This window comes from Enterobacter sp. CFEC122, assembly GCF_052983755.1.
Window position 1 is genome coordinate 1 of the sequence record NZ_JBRIQR010000021.1, and the last position, 20,973, is coordinate 20,973.

17 protein-coding genes, 1 tRNA gene and 2 pseudogenes are annotated in these 20,973 nt (G+C 49.0%); 8 read left to right on the forward strand and 12 right to left on the reverse strand.

Going from position 1 to position 20,973, the window contains the following annotated elements; genetic code table 11:
- The 6 genes from ACVCAM_RS15500 to ACVCAM_RS15525 form a co-directional block, all read right to left on the reverse strand.
- The coding region (locus tag ACVCAM_RS15500) for a LysR family transcriptional regulator (RefSeq protein ID WP_447093624.1) at positions 1 to 873 on the reverse strand (873 nt) is incomplete at its 3' end.
- A 33-nt stretch (positions 874 to 906) separates the two neighbouring features.
- A complete protein-coding gene (locus ACVCAM_RS15505) occupies positions 907 to 1,821 on the reverse strand; it encodes an alpha/beta fold hydrolase (protein ID WP_047373146.1) in 915 nt (304 codons plus the stop codon).
- Complete coding sequence (locus ACVCAM_RS15510) at positions 1,821 to 2,699, reverse strand: fumarylacetoacetate hydrolase family protein (protein WP_047373147.1); 879 nt, start codon at positions 2,697 to 2,699, stop codon at positions 1,821 to 1,823. The genes ACVCAM_RS15505 and ACVCAM_RS15510 overlap by 1 nt, the downstream gene beginning before the upstream one ends.
- Before the next feature lie 14 nt (positions 2,700 to 2,713).
- Complete coding sequence (gene leuD, locus ACVCAM_RS15515) at positions 2,714 to 3,340, reverse strand: 3-isopropylmalate dehydratase small subunit (RefSeq protein WP_047373148.1); 627 nt, start codon at positions 3,338 to 3,340, stop codon at positions 2,714 to 2,716.
- A 1-nt stretch (position 3,341) separates the two neighbouring features.
- Positions 3,342 to 4,763, reverse strand: a complete 1,422-nt coding sequence (gene leuC / locus ACVCAM_RS15520; protein WP_447093625.1) for a 3-isopropylmalate dehydratase large subunit — start codon at positions 4,761 to 4,763, stop codon at positions 3,342 to 3,344.
- Between the two features lie 131 nt (positions 4,764 to 4,894).
- Positions 4,895 to 6,133 carry an MFS transporter gene (locus ACVCAM_RS15525; protein ID WP_103281690.1) on the reverse strand — a complete coding sequence of 413 codons (1,239 nt, stop codon included), beginning with the start codon at positions 6,131 to 6,133 and terminating at the stop codon, positions 4,895 to 4,897.
- A gap of 259 nt (positions 6,134 to 6,392) precedes the next feature.
- Here ACVCAM_RS15525 and ACVCAM_RS15530 point away from each other — a divergent pair, with 259 nt between their 5' ends.
- Entirely contained in the window at positions 6,393 to 6,527 is a 135-nt protein-coding gene (locus ACVCAM_RS15530; protein ID WP_047373151.1) for a hypothetical protein, read from the forward strand.
- Between the two features lie 83 nt (positions 6,528 to 6,610).
- On the opposite strand, the gene ACVCAM_RS15535 is transcribed toward ACVCAM_RS15530, so the two are convergent.
- On the reverse strand, positions 6,611 to 7,579 hold the full coding sequence (locus ACVCAM_RS15535; protein WP_047369795.1) for an IS110 family transposase: 969 nt from the start codon (positions 7,577 to 7,579) through the stop codon (positions 6,611 to 6,613).
- Between the two features lie 188 nt (positions 7,580 to 7,767).
- Here ACVCAM_RS15535 and ACVCAM_RS15540 point away from each other — a divergent pair.
- The 4 genes and pseudogenes from ACVCAM_RS15540 to ACVCAM_RS15555 all read left to right on the forward strand — a co-directional run bounded on the left by ACVCAM_RS15540 (position 7,768) and on the right by ACVCAM_RS15555 (position 14,265).
- Positions 7,768 to 8,903, forward strand: a pseudogene (locus tag ACVCAM_RS15540) (IS3 family transposase).
- 336 nt (positions 8,904 to 9,239) lie between these two features.
- The gene (locus ACVCAM_RS15545; RefSeq protein ID WP_047373153.1) at positions 9,240 to 10,139 is read left to right on the forward strand and encodes a helix-turn-helix transcriptional regulator; all 900 of its coding nucleotides are present in this window, start codon (positions 9,240 to 9,242) and stop codon (positions 10,137 to 10,139) included.
- A gap of 218 nt (positions 10,140 to 10,357) precedes the next feature.
- Positions 10,358 to 12,559, forward strand: a complete 2,202-nt coding sequence (locus ACVCAM_RS15550; protein ID WP_047373154.1) for a hypothetical protein — start codon at positions 10,358 to 10,360, stop codon at positions 12,557 to 12,559.
- Positions 12,559 to 14,265 carry a LeoA/HP0731 family dynamin-like GTPase gene (locus ACVCAM_RS15555; protein WP_047373155.1) on the forward strand — a complete coding sequence of 569 codons (1,707 nt, stop codon included), beginning with the start codon at positions 12,559 to 12,561 and terminating at the stop codon, positions 14,263 to 14,265. The genes ACVCAM_RS15550 and ACVCAM_RS15555 overlap by 1 nt, the downstream gene beginning before the upstream one ends.
- A gap of 362 nt (positions 14,266 to 14,627) precedes the next feature.
- Here the strand turns inward: ACVCAM_RS15555 and ACVCAM_RS15560 are convergent, their stop codons facing one another.
- Both ACVCAM_RS15560 and ACVCAM_RS15565 read right to left on the reverse strand, forming a co-directional pair.
- Positions 14,628 to 14,840, reverse strand: a complete 213-nt coding sequence (locus ACVCAM_RS15560) for a hypothetical protein (protein WP_082137110.1) — start codon at positions 14,838 to 14,840, stop codon at positions 14,628 to 14,630.
- 65 nt (positions 14,841 to 14,905) lie between these two features.
- Positions 14,906 to 15,073 (reverse strand): annotated as a pseudogene (locus ACVCAM_RS15565) (transposase); the annotation flags it as partial.
- Positions 15,074 to 15,231: 158 nt separating this feature from the next.
- Between ACVCAM_RS15565 and ACVCAM_RS15570 the strand changes: the two are divergent.
- Together ACVCAM_RS15570 and ACVCAM_RS15575 are read left to right on the forward strand one after the other, a co-directional pair.
- Complete coding sequence (locus tag ACVCAM_RS15570) at positions 15,232 to 15,747, forward strand: hypothetical protein (RefSeq protein ID WP_082137111.1); 516 nt, start codon at positions 15,232 to 15,234, stop codon at positions 15,745 to 15,747.
- Positions 15,748 to 15,750: 3 nt separating this feature from the next.
- Positions 15,751 to 16,005, forward strand: coding sequence for a hypothetical protein (locus tag ACVCAM_RS15575; RefSeq protein ID WP_223883573.1), 255 nt, complete (start codon positions 15,751 to 15,753; stop codon positions 16,003 to 16,005).
- Positions 16,006 to 16,307: 302 nt separating this feature from the next.
- Here the strand turns inward: ACVCAM_RS15575 and ACVCAM_RS15580 are convergent, their stop codons facing one another.
- The 3 genes from ACVCAM_RS15580 to ACVCAM_RS15590 form a co-directional block, all read right to left on the reverse strand.
- Entirely contained in the window at positions 16,308 to 17,567 is a 1,260-nt protein-coding gene (locus ACVCAM_RS15580) for a tyrosine-type recombinase/integrase (protein ID WP_047373156.1), read from the reverse strand.
- A gap of 195 nt (positions 17,568 to 17,762) precedes the next feature.
- A tRNA-Phe gene (locus ACVCAM_RS15585) sits at positions 17,763 to 17,838 on the reverse strand.
- A 95-nt stretch (positions 17,839 to 17,933) separates the two neighbouring features.
- Positions 17,934 to 18,647, reverse strand: a complete 714-nt coding sequence (locus ACVCAM_RS15590) for a DUF554 domain-containing protein (RefSeq protein WP_008499781.1) — start codon at positions 18,645 to 18,647, stop codon at positions 17,934 to 17,936.
- Positions 18,648 to 18,829: 182 nt separating this feature from the next.
- Here ACVCAM_RS15590 and ACVCAM_RS15595 point away from each other — a divergent pair, with 182 nt between their 5' ends.
- Entirely contained in the window at positions 18,830 to 20,965 is a 2,136-nt protein-coding gene (locus ACVCAM_RS15595) for an ornithine decarboxylase (RefSeq protein ID WP_126288419.1), read from the forward strand.
- Positions 20,966 to 20,973 lie beyond the last annotated feature (8 nt).

The following is a 20,973-nucleotide window of genomic DNA, read 5'->3' on the forward strand; positions in this document are numbered from 1 at the left end:
TGAACGCCGGGTGTATACAGCCCAGATATTCGCTTCCTGATACCACTGAGGCAACACGTGAACCAGCTCATCTCGTTCAATATACTGCGCAACATCCCATTCCGACCGCAATGTAATGCCATGGCCTTTCAGTGCCCAAATAAGCACCACACTGCCGCTGTTGGAAGAATGAAAACCGTTTAGTCGGCAATGTGTCTGCTGCTTACCGTCTGTTAATATCCAATTGCCAAATGCCGAGTTTTTTTCCTGAATCATCAGGCAATCATGCTGCACAAGCGCACTAACAGACTCTGGTTTGCCGTGGCGTTCGAGGTATTCAGGGGAAGCACACAGGATCCGTCGATTAGTGGCTAACTGCCGTGCGATATACAATTCGTTGATGTCATCCCCAACGCGAATTTCAATATCCACCCCCTCTTCCACCAGATCCACTTCACGATCCGTTAGCGTGAGTTTTACCGTAATATCAGGATAGGCGATCATAAATGACGACAGCGCCTCTGCGACATATTTATGCCCAAAACCAAATGAGCAGTTGATGGTGATATTACCAGCCAACACGCCACGTTGATTATCCAGACGACTTACAAAACCATCCATTTCACTGACGACCTGCATAGCCCCACCCAGCGCATTTTCGCCTTCCGGTGTGAGGCGCATCACTCTGTTATTACGAAAAAAAAGCCGGGCGTTGAGACATTTTTCAAGGATAGCGATACGTTTGCTGATATAGGAGGGAGATAGCCCCAACTCCAGCGCTGCCCGGGCAAATCCACCGTTGCGGGCAACGGTGACAAAAACGAAAAGATCTTCAACAGAAGGCCAGCTCTCAAGGGGCTGGCGATGTTTTTTTCCTACAGGTGTCGTTTTCATAGCATCAGTGCGAAGTTGCAAAGGATGACCGAGTTATAGCACTGAATGTAAAAAGGACTGAAGTTTCTGGATAAAGTACTCAGGGCACTCTTCCTGCGGGGAGTGTCCGCAAGGCAATGCTTCCCCTTGAACGTTCAGCGCCTTTTCTTTCCAAGTATCAACCACATCATACAGTTGCCCTACCGTTCCCAGTCCGCCCCACAGCAGCTGCAACGGGCACCGGATACGCGCCGACGTATCTGCGGCATCATCGTCCAAATCAATCGTCGCAGCAGCCCGATAGTCCTCACAGATCGCGTGGATCATCTCAGGATTCTGGTAACAGCGTAGGTATTCATTGAATGCTTCCTGCGAGGTCGCGCCCTCTATTTTGAGCTGACCCGAAATATGCTTACGCAGAAAAAATGCCGGATCGTGCGCAATCATCGTTTCGGGTAACGGGAAGGGTTGAATCAGGAAAAACCACCAGAAGTAACGCGTGGCAAAGGATTTATCGGTCAAGGCGTACATCGTCGCGGTTGGGGCAATGTCGATAAAAGTACAACATGTCACACGATCCGGATAATCCAGCGCGAGCCTGTGGCCTACGCGTCCTCCACGATCGTGCCCTACGAAGGCAAAACGGGAAAAGCCGAGCGCGTCCATTAACATGACAATATCCTGCGCCATGGTGCGCTTTGAATAGGTACGGTGCGCCGGATCGCTCGTTGGTTTATCGCTGTCGCCATAGCCACGTAAATCCGGCAAAATGACTGTATGATTTTGCGCCAATGTCGGTGCGACTTTCCGCCATGTCGTATGATTCTGCGGATGCCCATGTAGCAGTACCAAAGGTGAACCGCTGCCTCCGATAGCCACTCTTACCGTCAGACCATTTTCCAGACGAACATCCTTGAGCGCAAACCCCGGAATAAACGGAGAAGCGCCGCATTCAATCAGTGTACTCATCACTTTCTCCCGTCATACCAGCTAACAGATGATGTTAAATAACGGCTATCCCGGACGACATTACGCAGGGTTCCAATATGTTCAATCTCAACTTCAATAACATCACCATCGTATAAAAACAGCGGCGGAACGCGTTTTTTGCCCACTCCACCAGGCGACCCTGTGAGGATCGTGTCGCCAGGGGAAAGCAGAGTAAAGGTGCTTATATAAGCAATGAGTGAAGCGATAGGATGGATCATATTTGCCGTAGATTCGTTCTGCACCTCCCGTCCGTTTAGTCGCGTCAGTAAACGTAGCGCCTGGGGATCGGGAATGTCGTCTGTGGTCACCAGACACGGACCGAATGCTCCTGTCGAAGGCCAGTTTTTTCCAGCCGTAAACCAGCTATGCTGCCAGTCCCTCACTGAACCATCCATATAGCAGCTGTATCCGGCGACATAATCTAAAGCATCCTCAGCGCTGACACGGGAGCATGGCCGCCCAATTACTACGGCTAATTCACCTTCGTAGTCGAACTCATTGGTATTTTCAGGCTTCAGCAGCGGGCCATTATGCCCGGTCTGAGAATCCGCAAAGCGGACAAAAAGAGTTGGAGCCGGGTTGGTTTCATTAAACTCAATACGCTTATCGGCGTAATTCATTCCGACACAGATGATCTTCTGCGGATCGTCAATCACCGGCAGAAAGGCGACATCCTGGTAGTAATAATCCGCCGGCTCATCACACCATAACGCCGCATCCGTCAGCGCGTTAGCACATAGTAGAGATTTCAACGTGGGATATTTGTTGCCAAGCCGCCGCGAGAGATCGATTATTCCGGTTTCCTGCATAATGCCGTAGCATTTGCCACCGTTCACAAGATATTGAACCAGTTTCATTACAGTCTTCTTCCTTAACCGCGCGGGGATGCAGGGCGTTTCAACCACGGCCGCCGTGAATAATGCGCAACCTCAAAATTTTCAATATCCGGCAAGTATTGCAATGTCCAGGCTATCGCATCTTCGCCTGCGACCAGCATTTCCCGTTTGAGTTCACTGATTACAAAGGAGATCGTTTCCTCTGCCGCCGTAATTTCGCAGCGATCGAGTGAAACAGTGATAGCATTGGTATCAGCACTCGCGGCAAGCTGCGCCAGGCGCGCCAAAGCAGGTTCATCTAATGAGACAGTGAGGATCCCGTTGCGTTGGCAGTTATCATCGAAAATGCCTGCAAATGTGCTACCTATCAGCCCCCGTACTCCTAGTTGTTTTAATCCCCATACGGCGTGTTCGCGACTCGATCCACAGCCAAAATTGGGGCCAACCAGCAGGAATGTCGCGCTCTGCCAGCCCGGCATGTTCAGAATAAAATCAGGATTTGGTTGGCCGCCAGCCATAAAGCGACGATCGAAAAACACCCCTTTATCCAGCCCCTGGCGATCGATCCCTTTCAGGAACTGTTTTGGCATAATCACATCGGTGTCGATATTCGGTTCCAGCATCGGCGCAATTCGCCCGCTGATTTGCTTAAACGTATCCATCTTATTCCCCTGCCTGAAGTAATGAGCGAACATCGACCAGATGCCCAGCTACCGCCGCCGCTGCAACCATCGCCGGACTCATCAAATGCGTTCTTGCTCCAGCGCCCTGTCGTCCAGGGAAATTACGGTTCGTACCTGATGCACAGCGATCTCCGGGCGACAACACATCTTCATTCATCGCAAGGCACATTGAGCAACCTGACTGCCGCCATTCAAAACCGGCAGCAATAAAGATTTTCGCCAGCCCTTCTTCTTCCGCCTGGCGTCTGACCATTGTTGAACCGGGCACAATGATCCCGCGAACATGGCTGGCGATTTTGCGCCCTTCAAGCACCTTCGCAACGGCACGCAAATCCTCAATGCGGCCATTTGTGCATGAACCAATAAAAGCGTGAGAGATACGAATATCTTTCAGCAACATGCCAGCCGTTAATCCCATGTAATGAAGGGCCTTCTCAAGCGCCAGGCGTTTAAGCTGATTGGTTTCCTGTTCCGGGAAAGGGACACGTCCGGTGATGGAACCCGTTTGATCCGGGCTGATTCCCCAGGTGACTTTAGGCTCAAGATCATGGCAGTTGATCGCCACCGTCTTATCAAATACCGCTTCAGCATCGCTGCTCAACTGTGACCATTCCAGCAATGCCTGCTGCCAGAGTTCACCTACAGGCATTTGCGGTTTACCGTAGATATAGTCAAAAACCTTTTTATCCGGCGCAATAATGGCACCACGCGCCCCCGCTTCTACCGCCATGTTGCAGAGCGTCATTCGTCCTTCAACGCTCAACGCGCTGATGGCCTCCCCCTCAAATTCAATGGCATATCCGGTAGCGCCATCAGCGCCAATACGTTCAAGCAATTCAAGAACAATATCTTTTGCGGAACAGGCGAAAGGTAGCTCTCCCTGAACGCTTACGCGCATGGTTTTGAGCTTGCGGTAAACCAGCGTCTGCGTGGCCAGCAGATGTTCAATTTCCGACGTCCCGATACCAAAGCCCAGCGCGCCAAATGCACCGTAGGTTGTCGTGTGACTATCCCCGGCGGCGATCACCATTCCAGGCATCACTAGCCCTTGTTCATGAGCAACCACGTGTTCAATCCCCTGACGCGGATCCAGCACATCAAATAATGTGATGCCAAAGTCGGCGGCATTTTCCCGAAAGTAATCAACCTGTAGCTGTCCTCCCGGATCTGTCATTAAGACATCCCGTTGCGACCGAGTAGGATTAACATGGTCAATATTCAATAAAAACGTGTCGGGGTGCCGAACGGTGCGACCGCGCTCTCTTAACCCGCTAAATGCCTGCGGGCTGGTATATTCATTAAGTATTGAACGATCAATATAAAGTAAAACATGCCCTTCGTTATCAAGTTCACGAATGGTATGTGACTCAACTAATTTCTCATACAGCGTTTTAGCAGACATATATATTCCTGGAGCAACGAATATCCGGGTAGCCAAATATTCACAGTTTAAGCTTTTAGCTATAGTGACACATTAATGAAAAAATGATGATTCCATTATGGAAAGTATAAAAAAACACTTCGTGTCTATAATCAGAAAGTCTCCTGAATTGACTGTGTTTTGATTTGCGGTTGTTTCTCATATTTTGCGAAAATAAACCGGCAGATAAATAATCCAATCCCCAGCATCACCAGACATGATACCGCAATAGCATTCCATCCCTGCCAGGAGAAAAGATACCCGTTTAAATACCCCATTACTGCACCGCCAGAGTAGTAGCAAAGCAGATAAAACGATGTCGCCTGTCCTTTTGCTTTTGGACTCCTTGAACTGACCCAGGCTAATACGGTGGAATGAGCAGAGAAAAATGCGACTGACAGTAAAACGATACCTGAGATGAAAACCCACAGATAGGGGGCGATCAGCGTGAGAAATGCACCGACCATCATACAGATGAGCAGCATACTGATCGCATTCATCGACCCAATATTCAACGCGACACGGGCAGCATATGGCGCAAGAAAAAAAGTTAATGAGAAGCTGACAGGAATCAAACCTATCCAAGTGTAGCTCAGCTCATAAGGCGGTCGATGCAGGTAAAACGCCAGAAAATTAAAGATGGACGTAAAAGAGCCGAAAAGAATAAATCCAATGACAAAACATAATGATACGCGGATATTCTTAAAATGTTCCAACCCGCCTTTCAACACTGCACCAAGCTGTAGTGAAGGTGTAGGAATAAACTGTCGGGATGTCGGGAGAAACAACTTCACCGCGAGTGCCATAGCAATCAGAACACCACCGAAGATAAAGAAAATCGTATCTATAGATACGTGCTCCATCATCAAAGTTGCAAACACACGACCAGACATACTCCCTAGCGAATTGCCGAAAATAAAATATCCAGTAACAATCCCTGCCAAAGCAGGAGAGACTTCTTCACTGATATAGACTGTAACAGCCGCCGTAATACCACTTACTGCAATGCCGAGCAAAGCGCGGTATACCACCAGCATCGGCCATGATGATGCAGTTGCGCACAGTAGAGTTAAAGTACCTCCTGCCAGCAACGAATAAAAAATGATTGGCTTTCGCCCAAAACGGTCAGATAACGTGCCGCTAAATAACATGGCTAATGCCAGAAACCCCACCTCAGCAGACAAAATCATCCCTACCTGATTCAATGGGATATTATAAACCTCACTTAACTTTGGTAATAAAGCCTGGATTGAATATAAAGACGCCAACTCTGCCAACCCAGCCAGAGGTAATATCATTAAAATAGGCAAGTACTTACCTATTGTCTCTTCAATATTATTTTTCATACACAATGTTCCGTAAAAGATCCTGATTGCCATATGCCTGTTTGCCAACAAACATCCGCGTATACAATATTTATCTTTTACGTTTACAGAATTGACAGCGTTCACATTTTATTTTTCTTAATAGAGACAAAATGGAATCAAGTGTTTTATGAAATGTAGATCATCTAAGAATGACGCGGTAATGGCAACGTAGTAAGTTATGAACTATACCCGTGATCATTGAAGATGCTTGATTTCGAAGAAAATCAGGATCATGTTAACGGCTATGAATATTGAGCTGACCGCAGAACAAAAAATCGCACTCGAAGCATTGCAACGAAAAAGTCGTGCCCCCCATATCCGCGACCGGGTCCGCTGCGAATTGCTTTCGTCAGAAGTCTGGTCAACCGGCATGATTTGAATCGCCACGGATAATTGGACTGACCCCGTCTCCATAGACGATCCTGCCCTATAGTTGAGCATAGCAACTGTCCTCGAACCCGATTACGAAGCATGTTGGTGATACAACGGATCCCATGCTTCATTATTTTTCAGCATTGCGTTAAGGATGGTCAGTAGTTTTCTGATGCAGGCGGTCAGTGCAACCTTTTTTGGTTTTCCTGCGGCAACGAGGCGTGTATAGAATTCTTTAATTACTGGGTTGTGCCTCGTCCCGACCAGTGCGGACATATAGAGAGCTGTTCGGACGGAGGCTCGCCCTCCAAATACCGTTCGGCGACCGCGCATTGTGCCGGAATCTCTGTTTACTGGAGCAACCCCAATAAGCGCACTAATTTCACGTCGTGACAACGTTCCAAGCTCCGGAACCTCAGCCAGCAGCACGGCAACAGTCGCTGCACCAACACCTTTAACGGCGCTCAATAATGCAGATAATTCACTGAAATTTTTCGAAATATAGGCTGACATTTCAGCTTCTATACGAGCCATTTCACTTTTTAATACCGAAATAATAAATCTGATACTTTCGTGATTCTGAGGATGCGATGGATGCAATCTGTTTCGCTCAGCTGTAAGCATTATCGTTAATTGTCGGCGTCTGACCACCATTGCTGCCAGCAACTGCCTGTGAGCATCAGGTAAGGGACGAATATATTTTTCCCGCTCAGGATGCTGGTTAATAACTTTTGCCATTTGTAGCAGGACTCTGGCATCTATTTGGTCGGTCTTAGCCAGATAGCCCATTGCGCGGGCAAAATCTCGCGCCTGTCGGGGATTGATAACAACCACATCAAAACCTTCAGACTGAAGATAGCCAGCCACACCAGACTCAAGTCCCCCGGTGGCTTCCATCAGGATCAGTTGAGTTTCATTTCGCTTTAACTCTTTGAGTATCTGATTAAAACCGCCATCTTCATTTGGCACAGTGAATGACTGGGCAATATTGCTGATTGCAATATCCAGAGTGCTTTTCGAAACATCAATGCCTGCACAACGTTGATTTGACACGCTCATCTATACCCCTCCTTGCAAATACGATTTGAAGTTCAGACAACTGTTCGGGCTTCAGATGAACGACTCAGCCTGTGCGTCAGTCGCTATGCTGCGGGCTTGAATAACCCCAGGAGGAATCGGACTACACGGGCTTTGCCAAATCTAAGCCAGAACATAGTAATCCACTTTCAAGATACAAGGGGGAGCATATGGGCACACCACGTTTTACACCTGAATTTAAGGAAGAAGCCGTCCGTCAGATAACGGAACGAGGTTATTCCGTTGCCGAAGTATCCGAGCGCCTTGGCGTTTCTGCGCACAGCCTCTACAAGTGGCTCCGCGCTATCAAGCCTGATAACAGCGAACAGCATGCCCGGGATTTACTGGAAGCCAAAAGCGAGATCCTGAAACTACGGGCGCAGCTAAAACGCACCGAAGAAGAACGGGATATTCTGAAAAAGGCCGCGCGGTACTTTGCAAGGGAGCCCGACTGAAGTACCGCTTTATCAATGAACATCGCACTGTATGGGGTGTGATGACGATGTGTCGGGTACTGAATGTCGCCCGGGCCGGATTCTATGCGTGGCTGCACAACCCGGTCTCGGCGCGTGATAAAGATAACCAGCGCCTGCTGATGCTTATCCGCGACTCCTATTCACTGAGCGGAGGCGTATACGGTTACCGGCGGGTTCATGGCGATCTGAACGAAATCGGGGAAACCTGCGGTAAAAACCGGGTGGGTCGCATCATGCAACTGAACCGGATTAAAGCTGTACGCGGCTATAAAGTGCCACGTCGTTTCGCCGGCAGACCTTCCGTGGTTGCGCCTAATCGCGTGCAGCGGCAGTTTACCGTTGTCCGGGCCAATCAGGTCTGGGTCACCGATATTACTTATATCCGCACCTGGCAGGGATGGCTGTATCTGGCGGTGGTTATCGATCTCTTCGCCCGTAATGTGGTCGGCTGGTCAATGAAGCCCACTCTCTCACGCGAACTGGCACTCGACGCACTGATGATGGCGGTCTGGCGACGTAAACCGGACGGCGAGGTCATCGTACATAGCGATCAAGGTAGCCAGTATGGCAGTGACGACTGGCAGCGCTTCTGCCGGGCCAATAACCTGGCGCCGAGCATGAGCCGGCGTGGCAATTGCTGGGATAATGCGGTGGCTGAATCGTTCTTCAGTTCACTGAAAAAAGAAAGCATCAGGAAGAGAATATACAAAACCCGGGATCTGGCCCGGGCGGATATCTTCGATTAGATTGAAGTCTTCTATAACCGGGCCCGGCGCCACAGTCACCTCGGCGGCGTCAGTCCGGAGGCCTTCGAACAGGCCTCGTCGTGAGGACAGAATTTGTCTACTGTTGTGGGGGCAGTCCAAACTCATTTTTAGACATACCGTTCTCCTTAACTGATAACGTAAATGTTTACTCTTCAGAAGAGCTGGTACGCGCCCATTAAGCCCGCCTTACAACTGGCGCTCAACCCCCCCCTTTGCCAGCCCCAGCATCGGCTAAGGAGTTATCCTACCTAAAATAGTAGGCATTAAAATTTTAGTTTATGGTTTTTTAGCCGTTAACTATTAATGGCGATCCACTTAAAAAAATTACGCAGTAAAAATGTGCACCAGCGTAGTGCATGTGAAGGTCTTTTATGACAGCGTTTTTCCGGGCAAAAAAGAATGAAAGTCAACACCAGTAAAAAACATGAGCTACTTATTGAACGACTGTGTGAAACATTTGGCGCTCTATACCAGGGTAACGTGATTGATAAATCATGGCTCTGCGAAACGTTCGGTATAACAGAGCGTACGGCGTACCGCGATTTAGCCAGACTGTCTCATCTTCTTGATGAAGTCTCGACCGGGCGCTACAAACTTAACCCTCTCTTTCTGCCCTCACTTCATATCGGCCATCTCGCCGAGTTTGCCAGTTTTGCCGGTGTCGCCCACCTTTTTCCGCACAATGACGGCAAATCACTGCGTGATCAAATGAAAAATGCAGACAATATCAAGATCCAGGGAAGCAGCAGCCGGGATAATCATCAATTTAGTAGCCTGATGGACAAGCTTGATAACGCCATAACCGCTCACCGGGTGATAAGCTGCAATTATCGCAGTAAATCCCGCTTTATTCAGCCCTACCGCCTGATTAACCACTACGGACTATGGTATCTGGCTGGCGTCGATGAAGACAGCCTAAAAGCCTTTGAACTGGCCCGTCTTGAACAACTGGCGGTGACAGATAAACCCTTTTGTGCCGATCCCTCTGTGATAAAGGAACTCAACGAAACGACCGGCATTCGGTTCGGCAAGCGTACCGAAGCCACTTTGTGGGTTTCTGCTCATGCCTCCGCCTACGTCACCCGACGCCCGCTTTTCCCTGGGCAGCGCATCACACAAACCCACCCGGACGGTAGCCTGACGCTTATCACGGATGTTAGCGATCAGCACACGCTGTTCCGCTGGCTACGCTACTGGTTGCCCGATATTCGCATTCTGTCCCCGGTATCGCTGAAGGAGGCATTCAGCACAGATTTCCATACGCGGGCGACAACTTATGCAGAATACGATGCGGGCTGATGCAATAATCTCACGGCTGCATCTTTTTTTATAAGGCTTTTACCGGGAAGGACTGACACAACCTGTCTCAGGCTATAGATAAGATTTTACTGACCAGACGCATTGCTGTCAGACGCCATAAAAATTCCCGGCACAGACCACAGGACTTGATGTTCAGTGAACGCAAGGGCTGTTTATCTCCACCAGATGGTAATCATTGCGCTTTAGAAGGATGCTTTATGTCAGTTGATGTTGAAACGCCTCATTTACTTTATCAAAAAATATCTCTGGAGGTTGGGCGTATTATCAGCAATCTCACCGAGAACACTACCAACGAGAAGCTACAAGAAACCAATGAAGATGCGCGAGGGAAATTAGAAGCCTTCCGCAAGGCCTTAGATGCAAATATTGAGAGTCTGAAACGAAACGCAGAGTGGGATCGATTTACTATTGCTTTTTATGGCGAAACCAACGCAGGAAAATCAACGGTCATTGAGACACTGCGAATATTGTTAAAAGAAGAGAGCAAGCAACAACGTCAGAAAGCTTTCCGTGAATTTCAACACCACCACCAGCTCAATGATAGCGATATTGAAAAATTGCAACAGTCGCTGGATGACAATCAAAAAAACGCCAGTGAACTAACCCAGGCGATAGAAGCCATTAATTCACAGTACATTGAGCGGGAAACGACACTACAGCAGCAAATCAATGCCCTAAGCGCGCTCATTCTCGCGCAGCAGCAGTTGAGCTCCATATGGCAAAAATTGCTTAACTTGTGGCGAAAAACGCCAGAACAAAAAGAACATTCATACTTACTTGTGAAACAACGTGCGCTGGATATTGAAAAAGCCGCTGAATTAAAAGAGCTGGAAAATCAAAAAACTGACTGCGATGCGCAAACAGCAGAACTACAGCAGTTGCAGGCAGCACAACAGGCAAAATTTGCCGAATTAGCAAAACTGGCAGATGGTGAAATCATTGGCACGGGTGTTTCAGATTTTACCATGGACACTACACTCTATCCTTTCGAAGCCAATCAACAGCGCTTTGCCTTGCTGGATGTTCCGGGTATTGAAGGTAAAGAGAGCAAAGTGCTGGCACAAATCCAGCAGGCGGTAGAGAAAGCCCATGCCGTGTTCTACGTCACCAGCAAAGCCACAGCGCCGCAAAAAGGTGATGAAAATAACCCAGGCACACTGGAAAAAATCAAATCGCACCTTAATGCTCAGACTGAAGTCTGGACATTGTTTAATAAGCGGATTACTAATCCGATGCAATTAAACCGCCCGACGTTGCTAAGCCCTGATGAAGAACACAGTCTGGAGGATTTGAATGAAAAAATGCGCGAACAGCTTGGGGATAATTACTGCGATACCTGGACAGTAAGCGCAATGCCCGCATTTCTGAGCGTGGCTGAACATCTTGTCCCGGGCTCCGAGAACCTCAAAAAACAAAGTAAGTTATTAGAAAGCCTTGGCAAAGATGTTGTTCTCGATAAAACGGGGTTGACCGGTTTTTTAAACCTGTTGACACAAAAGCTTGTCGCGAACAGTAAAGAAAAAATTACCCATTCGAATATCAATAAAGCACGGAAAACAGTGGAAGATGCTACCGTAGAAATTACGCGTCTGCAGAAAGAAACCTACGGCAAATTGTCTAAGCAATTAGATGACGAAATGCAGAACGCCCATCAGTTGTTAGATATATCGCTTGCTTCTCTGAAATCACGCCTCTCAAACCAGGGCGAAGAAGCTGTCGAAAAATTTAAAAATAAAACCCGCAGACATGTTTATGCCGAGATCGACAGCGATATCAGCAATGACCGTTTCAAAAGCACACTGGAAAATTGTCTTACACGGCAACATGCGGAACTGGAAAAAGAACTTCCGGGGCTTCTCAAACGTGAACTGGATATTTTTAAGGATGAAACTGAAGATATCGTCCGACGCTTCCAACAGTATGCCAAAGAGATCCTGGCAACCTATTCCAGGCTGCAACAGCATAAGTTTGATGGTCAATTCGATGTAAAAATCGATATTGATAACGGTATAAAACTCACCAGTCTGCTGGCTACGTTTGTTGGCGGAGCTCTTTTGTTCTGGAACCCTGCTGGATGGATCGTGCTGGCGCCGGCGCTGGCCGGGCTGGTATTCGCATTTTACAAAGCCGTGCGCAGTTTCTTCAGTTCCAGCTACAAAATGTCGCAGCAGCGCCAGTCCGCGGATGAAAACCTGAATAAAGTCGCACGCAGCATCAATGAATCCATCAGTGAAGGGCTGACCAGCGCGTTCCCCGAACTTGAAGAGAAAGTGGAACAGCTAAAAGCCATGTTACGTGAACCTGTACGCCAGGCTTCGCATACTAACGAAATCCTAAAAGACGCAAGTCAAAAATTACAACAGTTATCCGAAAGCATTGGAATATCAGGAGCGAAATAATGGAAAAGACACTGGATGTATTTAAAACCCAGCAAACGCAAAATATTGAACTACTGAACAACCTGAGTCATTTCCTGCAACAGGGTGAATCTGTCGGTGTTCAGATGGATCCCAAATTGTTGCAGAAGTTGCAGGCCGCAAAAGAGAGTGCTGCGAATGGCAAGCTGCACATTGCTCTGATTGGTGGTTTTTCTGAGGGTAAAACCTCAATTGCCGCCGCCTGGATGGAAAAACTGGATAAATCCAGCATGAAAATCAGCCATCAGGAATCGTCCAACGAAGTCAAAATTTACGATGTGGGTTCAGATTTCGTGCTGATTGACACCCCCGGGTTATTCGGTTTTAAAGAGCAGTTCAATGAAGATATTCAGTCAATTGAAAAGTATAAGGATATGACGAAGAAGTACGTCAGCGAAGCGCACCTTGTACTGTATGTTATGAACTCCACTAATCCGATCAAAGAGAGCCACAAACAAGATCTGGAGTGGTTGTTTCGCACGCTGAATTTACTGGATCGCACTGTCTTTGTGCTCAGTCGTTTTGATGAAGTGGCTGATGTGGAAGATGAAGCCGATTATTATTCAAACGCCAGTATTAAACGTCAAAACGTTGCCTCCCGCTTACAAGACCTTATCGCCTTAACCCCGAAGGAACACGATGCATTGAGTATTGTGGCCGTAGCGGCAAACCCGTTTGATATGGGGATGGAATACTGGCTGGAGAATCCGGATAAATTTCGTGCTTTGTCACATATTAGTGAGTTACAGCAGGCCACCAGTAAAAAGATCGAGCATGGCGGCGGAATACTTGCGCTGGGTGAAGAGACAAAAAGAAGTGTTATTCGCGATGTTCTGACTCGCCAGTTACCAGTGGCGATTGAGAATGATGAACGGATTTCCCGGGAAGTTGCTGACCTTAGCGCGATCCATCAGCGCATGCGTAAAGAAATGGCTGCAATGGAAAGCAATATTTCAGAAACCCGCATCAAGCTAAAAGAATTCATCGTCGGCTATTTCAGTGACTTGATCCTGCAAGCCAAAGGATTGAGCCTGGAAACCTACACCGAATTTTTCGAACGTGAAGTTGGCGATAAAGGCATTATTATCTCCACGCGCTTAGAAAATGAATTTGAACGTCGGTTGCATACCGTTACTCAGGCATTACAACGCATGGAAATGGGTTATCAAGCTGATATCAGCCACTACAACGGCAATCTGACCGCCATGGGAAAACAGGGGCTGGATTATGTTGTAAAAAGCAAAATTATCAACAACACAACGGTTATCGCCGCGCGAGATGGCGTTGTTTCACTGGCGAAAATGGTTGGCGTTGATCTTGGTAAAATGCTGAAATTTAACCCGTGGGGGGCCTTAAACCTGGCTAAAGGATTGAATGGCGCATTGTCGGTACTGGGGCTGGCAATGGAAGCATGGGACTCATGGGAACAGCATAAGCGCGAAAAACTGTTTGCTGAGGCCGTTACTAAAATGGAAGAAAACTTCACCAGCCAGCGAGAGAACACGCTGGTAATGTTAGGTGCGTCAGATTTTATTCCTACATTTTTTACCGGTTACGCAAAACTGCACGATGAACTGGACTTACTTGAGCAATCGCTTAGTGAAAGTAAACAACGCCAGAAACGCTTTGCCGACTGGCGGTCACAAGCGGAGGCCATCGACGCTGAATTCACGCGTGTAAAGGCCTGAGAGATACGCTTACCGATGTTCTCCTGAAGAGGATGCGACATCAAACTAGCGTATTGCAACACGACAAAGCTCATAACGACCTTCGGCGTTCATATCCACTATTTTTTGGACTGCGCCCCAAAAGTTGATCACCGACTTAGTAAGGTGCAGTTTTCATCGCTCTGGCCAAATCATTAATCGCCACCTGACCGGAACCTGTCGATAGCAGTGGAAGGGATAGGGAATGCATATTTCTGACTGAACACCTTCGCCAGATACAGCAAGGGCCGGAGAGAAATCCCCGGCCCTTTTGCTTTTCCCGGGGATACTCCCAAACAGTAACCACGTTGATTTATGGCGATGTTACCACCCGTGGCAGTCACCTATTTTTTATGACTCAGGCAATCCCGATGAAATGCCACCCGCGCCATAAAAATCTCCCTCTGTTCATCAGTCATGTTACCTGCCATATCTCCGGGGTCGAGGCGCTTGCCGTTTTGCTCCAGCCTGATCAGGCTACGGGCAAGAAAATCCAGCCCGGTAAATGATGTACTGCTGTCGAATTTTGGTAGCGTGTTGACCTGCTCCCCGTTGATTAATACACCGCGATGTTAGTAATGTCTTCATAAGCCACATGAGGACATCCCCATGAAGAAGCGTTTTTAGGTATTTTGCCCTGTCGTTCATCCCGCAACTGCTTTACCCATCGCGTCATGGTAGAAAGACCCACATCCATAGCACTGGCCGCAGCTGCAACGGTGTAGTTCTGATCAAGGACCAACTGAGCGGATTCGCGTTTAAACTCTGCGCTGAAATTTCTTTTTTTCATTGAGGCACCTGTAATGTTCTGAGGTGAGCATATCACCTCTGTTCAGGTGGCCAAATTCAGTAAACCACTTCAGTTGAAATCAAAACTCGAATTAGTGAAAAAAGAGCAAGAGCTTATCAAAAAAAGAAAAATACCTGAATGGAACGGCGTAAACTTTATTGATAACAAAAAACAAAGATAAAAGAAAAGAGAATTTTCATAAAGAATGGGAAAGCACACTTTCAATCATTCAGAATATCTCAAGCCAGATAAATGATTACAGGCCTATATGGGTATTAGAAGATACACCGATGTTCTGGCAAACCGATCAGTTTTTACATGCTTATTATTATAAGCAAGTTCATCAGCAAGGTAATACTTATCCTTTTGAGGATTTTTATCGTACTAACAGTAAAAACCCACAAGCAGCATTGATGAGTATACTCTCCTGGTGGAAAAGCCTATCAGTTCCGCCGTCTAATGAGGATATTCATCTTGGGATTTACGCTCCCTACATTCACGAAAACTTGTCAAAAAATAATATTGGCTCATTGACTGAGGATAAGCTCCATCAAATATTCTATTCTACACATGCAACAATGGACCATGTGATAAAAATGAGTACTGAAACATTTGTCCAACCTGCCACAAAATCATTAAACAAGAAAGATCGTGCCGTTTTATTTACAAAATGAATCATGGGCCAAACAAATCAAAAAGGCGTGACTATTGCTGAATTACTCAATTATGTGCTCTACGGTGGAATGCCTTCTTTTATGTGGGAAAGGATCTATCAGGCAGGGAAAGATGAGCAATATAAATTCCAGCATTACGGTATTAACTCCATTGCTGAAGTTGTTGGCTGGGCCAGACCTGATGATACGCCTCCCAGAAATGGCAGAACCAATAAAGCATTGCGGGCATTGGGCCATCCAGTACATGTGAATATTTGAACATATCCCTCCCTACTCCAGTAAATATAACTCTCACTCAATGAAGCAGTTCAAAGGCGTGCTCAGTTGACTAGAACACGCCTACCGGTGACAGATAGTACAAAATAGAGTTATTTTACATATCAATACTCTATCCAATCGGCCAAAATCACTATGCATATTACTTTGAACCCAGAATGATTTTTCCCATTAAAGCATGCTTTGATTCAGGCACTTCGCGGCGTTTATGTGACTTTATGGAAGAAATGTACTCTCATACTGCAAGTTTCTCTGAAACTAATTTGCCACATAAGTCTCTTTTCTTACATGGGGCCATGGAGCTTTGCAAAATCAAACGGACTAACCCCTTTCTCCCGATTAGCATCCAGAAAATCAGCCCACCATTGCAGCATCAGTTTGCGTTCTTCAAGAAACTCCGCCCTGTGAATATAAGCTGCACGTACACCGTTACGTTCCTGATGGCTCATCTGGCGCTCCACTGCATCCCTGGACCATAATCCTGACTCAATCAGTGAGCTACAGGCCATAGCCCTGAAGCCGTGACCACATACATCGACCTTTGTATCGTAGCCCATCAGGCGTAATGCGTTATTCACCGTATTTTCACTCATGGGCTTCCAGGGATTGTGGTCGCCAGTGAAAATCAGTTCATGTTCTCCGCTGATGGTCTGTATCTGCTGCAGAATATCCAGCGCCTGAGTAGAGAGTGGCACCAGATGCTCTGTCCGCATTTTTGAACCACGATGCGAATACTTGACCCCGTCAATAGGTTTCCGCTCTGGAGGAATGGTCCACATGGCTTTCTTGAAGTCGATCTCAGTCCACCTGGCAAAGCGAAGTTCACTGGAACGGATGAAGATAAGCAGGGTAAGATTAGTTGCCAGTCGTGTGAGAGGTTGGCCTCTGTAAGCATCCAGTCGTTCAAGGAGCTCTGAAATGCGATTTAAGGCGAGAGCAGGGCGGTGCTGGCGTTTCACTGTCGTTAATGCGCCAGCCATATCGACAGCGGGATTATAGCTGATAATGCCGGACTGAGCAGCATAACGCATGATTGCTGTGATTCGTTGCTGGAGGCGGGCAGCTATCTCATATATCTCTTTGGCTTCGGCTGCTTTAACAGGAACAAGCAGGTCTGGTGTTTTCAGTGTGGTGATATCGCGTGAACCGATAAAAGGAAATACATGGGTTTCAAGGCTTTTAAGGGTTTTCTCGCTGTGCGACTCAGACCATTTTTTATTGCTGCTGTGCCATTGCCGGGCGATAGTTTCAAAAGTATGGGTGATATCGGGTACAGACTTCTTTGCTCGCTTTTGTTCGCAGGGGTCAATACCTTCGGCTATTTGCTTCCTGGCACTATCCCGCTTCTCTCTGGCCTCTGACAATGAGATGTCCGGATACACACCAAGAGCAAGCGTTTTTTCTTTGCCAAGGAAGCGATAGCGGAGGCGCCAGTAGCGGGAACCATTGGGATGAACAAGCAAAAACATATTGCCGCTGTCAGCGAGTTTATAAGGTTTTTCATCCGGTTTAGCTGCACGGATTTTAGCGTCAGTGAGCGCCATTGGTGAGGTCTCCTGATAGTAAAAGGGGTATAAATTTTATCGAATCAGACTATACCCTCAGTTGTACCCTCGCAAGGGACTTGATGTGGGTTGAAGTTGATTGAGTTGGGTGGAGTTAAAATATTATAAAGGTGTTGATTTCGGCGGGCTTTGAATGCAAAAACGGACCTCCGTGGAGGTCCGTTGATATGAATTTGGTGCCCGGACTCGGAATCGAACCAAGGACACGGGGATTTTCAATCCCCTGCTCTACCGACTGAGCTATCCGGGCAACGGGGCGCATTAAACCCGATCTGCCCGGTGTCGTCAACGAAAAATGTTGTTTTCGTTACGGACTGCGCAATCTCTCACCATTTCGCCGCATCCTTAAGCGAAAAAGTGCGTCCAGAGCGCGGAGAGCGGCATGGCGAGCAGCAGCGCGGGCAGCATGTTCACCACGGCAAACATCTTGATCCCACAGATGCGCAGCCCTGTTGCCAGCAGCAGCAGGCCGCCGACGGCGGTAAAGTCTGCCATCATCGCCGGCGTAGTGAGCGGGAGAATTAACGTGGCGCAGGTAGCCAGTGCCAGCTGGATAAGCAGCATCGGCACGCAAATCGCCGCGACGGCAATGCCGAGCGTGGTGGCAAAAATGGTGGCGGTGAAGAAATCCAGAAACGCTTTTGCAATCAAAATGCTCGGGTCGCCCGTCATCCCTTCCTGCATCGAACCGAAAATCCCGGTGCCGCTGGCGCAAAACAGAATAATGATGGCGACGTAGTTCTGAATAAACGTCTCGTGCGTGCCGTGCTTCGCCTTGCCCGGTCGGGCTATCAGGTTTTTGGCTTTGCCTACCGCATTATTGATGCCTTTTTCCAGATAGCAAAACTCGCCAATCAGCGCGCCGAGCAGGGTGGCCAACACCATCACCGGCAGGTTGGCGCATTTGACCACTAGCAGAATACCGATCCCTAACGAGGCCAGGCCGAATATCGAGGGCATGGATGAGCGGATACGCTCCGGCAGCCGCTGGCTCAGCACTGCGCCGAGTACGCCGCCCAGCAATACGGCTCCTGCGTTGATAAATGGCCCGATAACCACGCTTAACTCCTGTTATTTAATCATTGATATTGCATTATTATGGCACGTCAGCGCTGCGCGGGCCTTAGCTTTGGGTGATATTAGTGCATACTGATTCCTTCTTGCACCTCAAAATAAAAGGTGACATTATTGCGCGAATTTTCTCCTCCCTGTCTCACCGTTCGGTGAGGGTAATTGCGCTTATGAAAACCATGAAAATCGCCGTCAGCCGCGAGCTGCTCTCAACGGTGTCTACGCATCGCGAAAAGGTGACGCTGGACAGCACGGATTTCACCGATGTGGCAGCCGTCGTCATGACGACGACAGAGAGTCGCAGCGGCATCCTTGCCTTGCTGAAACGCACGGGCTTTCATTTACCGGTGTTTATTTTCTCTCAGGAGCCAACGGAGGTGCCTGACGGCGCCACCGCGGTCATCTCGGGTAAAGCTCAGGAGTTTCTGGAACTGGAGACTGCTGCCAGCCGTTACGAAGAGAACCTGCTGCCGCCGTTTTTCGACACCCTGAGTCAGTATGTGGAGATGGGCAACAGCACTTTCGCCTGTCCGGGCCACCAGCACGGCGCGTTTTTCAAAAAGCATCCGGCAGGGCGGCAGTTCTATGATTTCTTCGGTGAGAACGTGTTCCGCGCCGACATGTGCAATGCCGACGTGAAGCTGGGCGATCTGCTGATCCACGAAGGGTCCGCCAAGCATGCGCAAAAATTCGCGGCGAAGGTCTTCAACGCGGATAAAACCTACTTCGTGCTGAACGGCACGTCGGCGGCCAACAAGGTGGTGACCAACGCGCTGCTCACCCGCGGCGATCTGGTGCTGTTCGACCGCAACAACCATAAATCTAACCACCACGGGGCGCTGATCCAGGCGGGCGCCACGCCGGTTTACCTTGAGGCCGCACGTAACCCGTTTGGCTTTATTGGCGGGATTGACGACCACTGCTTTGACGACGCGTATCTGCGGGACCTGATCCGCGAGGCGGCGCCGGAGAAGGCCGACGAGCCGCGTCCGTTCCGCCTGGCGATCATTCAGCTTGGCACCTACGACGGGACGATCTACAACGCCCGTCAGGTGATCGACAAGATCGGCCATCTGTGCGACTACATTCTCTTTGACTCCGCCTGGGTAGGCTACGAGCAGTTTATTCCGATGATGGCGGAAACGTCCCCGCTGTTGCTGGAACTGAACGAGAACGATCCGGGCATTTTCGTGACCCAGTCGGTGCACAAACAGCAGGCCGGGTTCTCGCAAACCTCGCAGATCCATAAAAAGGATAACCATATCCGCGGCCAGGCGCGTTTCTGCCCGCACAAGCGGCTGAACAACGCCTTTATGCTGCATGCCTCCACCAGCCCGTTTTACCCGCTGTTCGCGGCGCTGGATGTGAATGCCAAGATCCACGAAGGGGAAAGCGGGCGCAGGCTGTGGGCCGAGTGTGTGGAGCTGGGCATTGAGGCGCGCAAGGCCATCATCGCCAACTGTCATAAGATCAAGCCGTTTATCCCACCGGTGGTGGCGGGGCGGCCGTGGCAGGATCATCCGACGCACGCCATTGCCAGCGAGCTGCGCTTCTTCAGCTTCGAGCCGGGGGCCAAATGGCACGGATTTGAGGGCTATGCGAGCGAGCAGTACTTTGTTGACCCGTGCAAGCTGCTGCTGACCACGCCGGGCATTGATGCCGAAACCGGGGAGTACACCGATTTCGGGATCCCGGCGACGATTCTGGCGCACTACCTGCGTGAAAACGGCATCGTGCCGGAAAAATGCGACCTTAACTCGATCCTGTTCCTGCTGACGCCTGCCGAAAGCAGCGAGAAGCTGGCGCAGCTGGTGGCAATGCTGGGACAGTTTGAACAACATATTGAAGACGACACCCCGCTGGCCGACGTGCTGCCGACGATCTTCCAGAAATACCCGGTGCGCTATCGGGATTATACCCTTCGCCAGCTGTGTCAGGAGATGCACGATCTCTACGTCAGCTTCGACGTGAAGGATTTGCAGAAGGCGATGTTCCGCAAGGAGAGCCTGCCTGAGGTGGTGATGAACCCGCAGGATGCCAATCAGGCGTATATTCGCGGGAACGTGGAGCTGGTTCGCATACGGGATGCCGAAGGGCGTATAGCTGCCGAAGGGGCGCTGCCCTATCCGCCGGGCGTGCTGTGCGTGGTGCCGGGTGAAGTCTGGGGCGGGGCGGTACAGCGTTACTTCCTGGCGCTGGAGGAGGGCATCAACCTGCTGCCGGGCTTCTCGCCGGAGCTGCAGGGCGTTTACAGCGAGAAGGATGCCGACGGGATTAAGCGGCTATATGGATATGTGTTGAAGTAGACTCTCCC

Bases quoted from the DNA above. Each gene is read 5' to 3' on its own strand.
- ACVCAM_RS15595 (WP_126288419.1), top strand. From the start codon at position 18,830: ATGAAAACCATGAAAATCGCCGTCAGCCGCGAGCTGCTCTCAACGGTG.
- ACVCAM_RS15545 (WP_047373153.1), top strand. From the start codon at position 9,240: ATGAAAGTCAACACCAGTAAAAAACATGAGCTACTTATTGAACGACTG.
- ACVCAM_RS15530 (WP_047373151.1), top strand. From the start codon at position 6,393: ATGAATATTGAGCTGACCGCAGAACAAAAAATCGCACTCGAAGCATTG.
- ACVCAM_RS15550 (WP_047373154.1), top strand. From the start codon at position 10,358: ATGTCAGTTGATGTTGAAACGCCTCATTTACTTTATCAAAAAATATCT.
- leuC (WP_447093625.1), bottom strand. From the start codon at position 4,763: ATGTCTGCTAAAACGCTGTATGAGAAATTAGTTGAGTCACATACCATT.
- ACVCAM_RS15555 (WP_047373155.1), top strand. From the start codon at position 12,559: ATGGAAAAGACACTGGATGTATTTAAAACCCAGCAAACGCAAAATATT.
- ACVCAM_RS15510 (WP_047373147.1), bottom strand. From the start codon at position 2,699: ATGAAACTGGTTCAATATCTTGTGAACGGTGGCAAATGCTACGGCATT.
- ACVCAM_RS15505 (WP_047373146.1), bottom strand. From the start codon at position 1,821: ATGAGTACACTGATTGAATGCGGCGCTTCTCCGTTTATTCCGGGGTTT.
- ACVCAM_RS15535 (WP_047369795.1), bottom strand. From the start codon at position 7,579: ATGAGCGTGTCAAATCAACGTTGTGCAGGCATTGATGTTTCGAAAAGC.
- ACVCAM_RS15575 (WP_223883573.1), top strand. From the start codon at position 15,751: ATGGGCCAAACAAATCAAAAAGGCGTGACTATTGCTGAATTACTCAAT.
- leuD (WP_047373148.1), bottom strand. From the start codon at position 3,340: ATGGATACGTTTAAGCAAATCAGCGGGCGAATTGCGCCGATGCTGGAA.
- ACVCAM_RS15580 (WP_047373156.1), bottom strand. From the start codon at position 17,567: ATGGCGCTCACTGACGCTAAAATCCGTGCAGCTAAACCGGATGAAAAA.